This window comes from Bacillus sp. 05T22 (assembly GCF_056396765.1).
Window position 1 is genome coordinate 1 of record NZ_JBFTMC010000190.1, and the last position, 4,245, is coordinate 4,245.

General features: G+C 34.2%; 3 protein-coding genes and 2 pseudogenes. All 5 read right to left on the reverse strand.

Features of this window, described 5'->3' with window-relative positions; translation table 11 throughout:
- Window positions 1-166: 166 nt before the first annotated feature.
- Window positions 167-694: a DUF2812 domain-containing protein gene (locus AC1DIT_RS27295; RefSeq protein WP_016115626.1), complete on the reverse strand. Its 528-nt coding sequence runs from the start codon at window positions 692-694 to the stop codon at window positions 167-169.
- A 1-nt stretch (window position 695) separates the two neighbouring features.
- The gene (locus tag AC1DIT_RS27300) at window positions 696-1,010 is read right to left on the reverse strand and encodes a PadR family transcriptional regulator (RefSeq protein ID WP_016115627.1); all 315 of its coding nucleotides are present in this window, start codon (window positions 1,008-1,010) and stop codon (window positions 696-698) included.
- A 176-nt stretch (window positions 1,011-1,186) separates the two neighbouring features.
- On the reverse strand, window positions 1,187-2,647 hold the full coding sequence (locus AC1DIT_RS27305) for an IS1182 family transposase (protein ID WP_016133108.1): 1,461 nt from the start codon (window positions 2,645-2,647) through the stop codon (window positions 1,187-1,189).
- Window positions 2,648-3,151: 504 nt separating this feature from the next.
- Window positions 3,152-3,226, reverse strand: a pseudogene (locus tag AC1DIT_RS27310) (hypothetical protein); the annotation flags it as partial.
- A pseudogene (locus AC1DIT_RS27315) lies at window positions 3,218-4,245 on the reverse strand (immunoglobulin-like domain-containing protein); the annotation flags it as partial. The pseudogenes AC1DIT_RS27315 and AC1DIT_RS27310, both read right to left, overlap by 9 nt.

A 4,245-nucleotide genomic window follows, 5' to 3' on the forward strand; every position in this document is an offset into this window, starting at 1 on the left:
ATAATCAAGCGGCTTAATTCAAAAAAATGAAACCCGATAGGGTTTATTTCGTATGCAAATCTTTAAATTCTCTACACATAATCTTTATAAAAAAGAAACAACCTCTATAATAATTAACGTTGTATGAGCTTAGCTTGATAGCGATGTGGCGGGACCCCTTTCTATACTATTTTGTTCGAATCGAATGGTAGTAGGTCGCCATTAATGTCATTAACATTGGAATGGTAATGACAAGGGAAAATAAGAAAACTATCGAAAATATTGTACTTAATACCCCTGAACTTACCGAATGAACTAAATAACTTACAATCAGCATGGTCATACTAATTAAAACTGTTGACATAACTGGTTGTCTAAGTGTTTTTATTTTCTCCTGTTTTGTTTCTTTATCTGTATAAATTGGTCTTGTACCAGGTTTGGCCTTAAATAGGTGCACACCATAATAACTTGAACAAACATATTCCCAACCTGCCAATTCAAACATTTCAATATATTCTTCCAATTCATTTTCTGCTAATGGTCTTATATCAAGACTAAAAATAGTATCTTCAGCAACGCCCTTTTCTAATTCATATCCCATTCGTTTAAAACGTTTCACAATCCATCCTTTTGCAGCATACTTTCTTAGCTTTTTTAAATCTATTTCTTCTGAAAAAGCAATCCCATTTGACATGATGTATTTTGTTTTCCCCATTTTAGTTCTCCCCTTTTAATCCATTTTCAGCAAAATCAAGCATCGTTTTACGTCTCAAAATATCTTGTTCCAACACTTCTCTACCTTTATCTGTCAAAACATATACTTTTCTACGTGAGTCTGAATCATCAAATAATTCAATGTAAGATTCGGTTATTAACTTTTTAATAATTGTGTATAGTGATGCAGGCCCAATTACTACTTTCCCCTTTGTTAATTCTTCAATCAAGCTCATCACCGCATAGCCATGCCTTGGTTTGGTGAATCCTGCCATAATATAAAATACAGAATCAGTTAACTGCTCTAATGATTTCATTTTATTCCTACTCTCCTATATCACTTTATGATATATCTAAAAATAATATATCATAAAGTAATATATTAAACAATAAAAAAGATGGAGTTAATATTGAGGGCACTGAAAAACTTCCGTTTTTCATCTCATAAAACACATGTAAAACAAGAAAGGCGACTTTTCTTTCTATATTTTTGTTACTTTTTTTCTTTTAATAGGGTCATAATTCGTTTTAAGTTAACAGCGAATATGGCCATTGCTCCTTGCATTTGCATGCCAATCAGACCCGAGGAAGATGCCACATCATACCCGGGTCTGTGCTTCAGTTCACTATTTTCCGCTTCAATTTTATAACGCTCTTTCCCCTTTTCTTTGAAGTATGTACTTTCCTGAAATGCCTGTTGTTCCTTATGTTCTGTCGATTTTATGGTGACAGAATACGTCTTACTTTTCGCGCCCTCTTTATAACACCCATCTTTAAATGGACATACTTTACATTTGTTGATATCAAAATAGTAAGTGTGGCTTTGATTCTTGTTTGTTCCCTTTTTACCAGTACGTGCTTTACGGATAGCCATATGTCCAGCTTTACAAACGTACATACCCGCATCTTTATTAAACTCAAATTCATCTTCTTTTTTACGTGGTCCTTGTGTCACAATTGTGTTTAATTTAGCGACTAATTGTAATTCATGTTGATTGGCATATTGAATATTATTTTTCTCTGAATAAGCAGTATCTCCAATGACCGTATCAATTTCCATTCCTGTTTCACGACTTTTTTCAACCAATGTTTGAAGGTATTTTCCATCGCTTTTTTCACCTGTTGTAATCACCGCCGCTGTAATGATACGTTCTTCGTTCATCGCAATATGTGTTTTATATCCAAAGAAAGAGAAGTCGGCTGTTTTATGTCCAATTCGTGCATCAGGATCTTGTGAAAATTGAAGGTGTTCTTGGTGGTCTTCTACAATTTCTTTCAAATAGTTGAGTTTTTCTTTCACATTTGGATATTTACGAATCATTTCTTCTTTTTCTACCGCTTCAATGACTTTTTGACAATATTCGAGTTCGTCACCTAAGTCATTCGTCGTTGTTTTAGGTGGGAATTTTTCTTTCATTCCTTCATCGATTTGATAAACCGCTTTGCGGAGTAGTTTTGATTTCTCCATTAAAAATTCTTTCGGCGATTTTTGATTGAAGCGTGCTTTTGTATGCGTAGCGTCAACAATAATTGATTTACTTGTAATCAAGTCCTTTTCCTGTGCAATTTCCACTGTTTTTTGGATGAGCATGTCAAGTAACCCTACATCTTTTAAACGAAGCTTACGAAACTTCGTTAACGAACTAGGGTCGATCACCATATCTTCTGGTGCCATATCTAAGAAATATTTAAAAGACATGTCATATTTTGAGCGTTCGACAACATCTACATCGGATAAATCAAAAATGGATTTTAACAATAAATATTTGAACATACGAACGGGCGGCACTGCATTGCGACCGTTATCGAGACAATATTTATCCTTCAATTCTTCTAAAACAAAAGAAAAATCAACCATTTCATTAAATTGACGAAGCATATTATCTTTTGGCACGACGATATCGTAAATCGCCATGAATGGACTAAGGTTAAGAGATTGTTGTTTTGAAATCATCCGGAACACCACCTAGAATTAGTACAACCATTATACATGAAAAAAGTGAAAGCTTCCTCGATGAAATCGAGGAAGCTTTCACTTTTTAAACTATGAGGACTTTTTCAGTGCCCTCATATTAGGGGATCTTTTTTTCAAAAGGCTAGTTTTTTGGTAACAAACTTTGCGCTTAACGTACAGTGTATCAGTTAAAATGTGTCCAATTTGTGTTTAAACGTACAAGTTTCTTTTTTGGATATGGTGAGGCCTACTATGTAAATCAGACTCTAGCTGAATATTAATAAAAGTTCATAAAAAACGCCATCTTTTCTGTATACCGAATATTAGCCTCTTATGGATTTGAACCTCTCCTCATTTATCCCCTAAACAATAGTGTTTTTATATTAACTTCGAAATGTTTATATTAGAAAATTAGTTTATAAAAGTTGATAAAAAGACACCTTCAATATTTGAAGGTGCTTTTTAATTCACTGCAATAATACAATAAAATGCAATAAGTTACTATTATTTTAATACCTTTCTAAATTTACGACCAAAAGAAAGAACAATACCTGCAAGAACCATCAATACACCCATTGCTGCACTGTTATTTGTACTTGCACCCGTTTTTGGAAGCTTTTTATATGTAACTTCTTTTTTATCAGAAGTACTATTATTTAAGATAGTACTGTTACCAGTATCAGAAGCAGTGCTGTTGTTAGTGTTGTTATTGTCATTATCAGGGCCATTACCGTTGTTATTGTCTTTATCTTTCACAACCACTTTTTGTATTGTAGTTACCTCATTACCTGCGGAATCTTTGACACTATATATTACTTCATAAGTACCGGCTTTAGATGTATCTACTTTACCATCAACTGTTACTTTAGAAGTAAGGTCACCGTCTTCTTTATCAGTAGCTGATACTCCTGCCATTGGGTCGAATGAATCTCCTACATTAATTGTTGCTCCAACAGGCACTGTTAATTTAGGTTCCATACCTGGAGTTTCTCCATTTCCCTCTACAATTACAGTCTGTGTAGCCGTTGCATTAACCCCTTGGGAATCGACAACCGAATACTCCACAATGTATTTACCTGGTTTAGAAGTATCTACATTGCCTTTATGTTTTACTCTATTTGTTAAATCACCATCTTCTTTATCAACAGCTTTTACACCTCTCATCGGGTCGAACGTATCACCTACATGTAGTGTAGTTGTAAACGGTACAGTTAACTCCAGCGCTTGGTTTTCCGCAGTTTTTTTCACTGTTACCTTAATTTTTGCTGCATCAAAAGCTTTTTGRACTGCTTGARCYTCAGTTGAKTTCGCMCCATATTTATTTGCTGCAACTCGAAGGCATGCCGATCTCAATTCRGAGAAACCAGAAGTCATGTTTAATTCATCAGTGTTTGCATAATRGAAAATATCAAACATTTTATCCTCGCCAATACCTTTTACAGTTACACYGTTATGAGTGCCACCTTTTGCAATTAAATACGCAACTTTATTAATAATACTTGAGTTGAAATGAACACCTCCATTATCCCATCCATTAAAATCGTTAAATTCACTATAATCATCTGGATACGGTACTCCAGTTGAAGAAGGAACTGAAG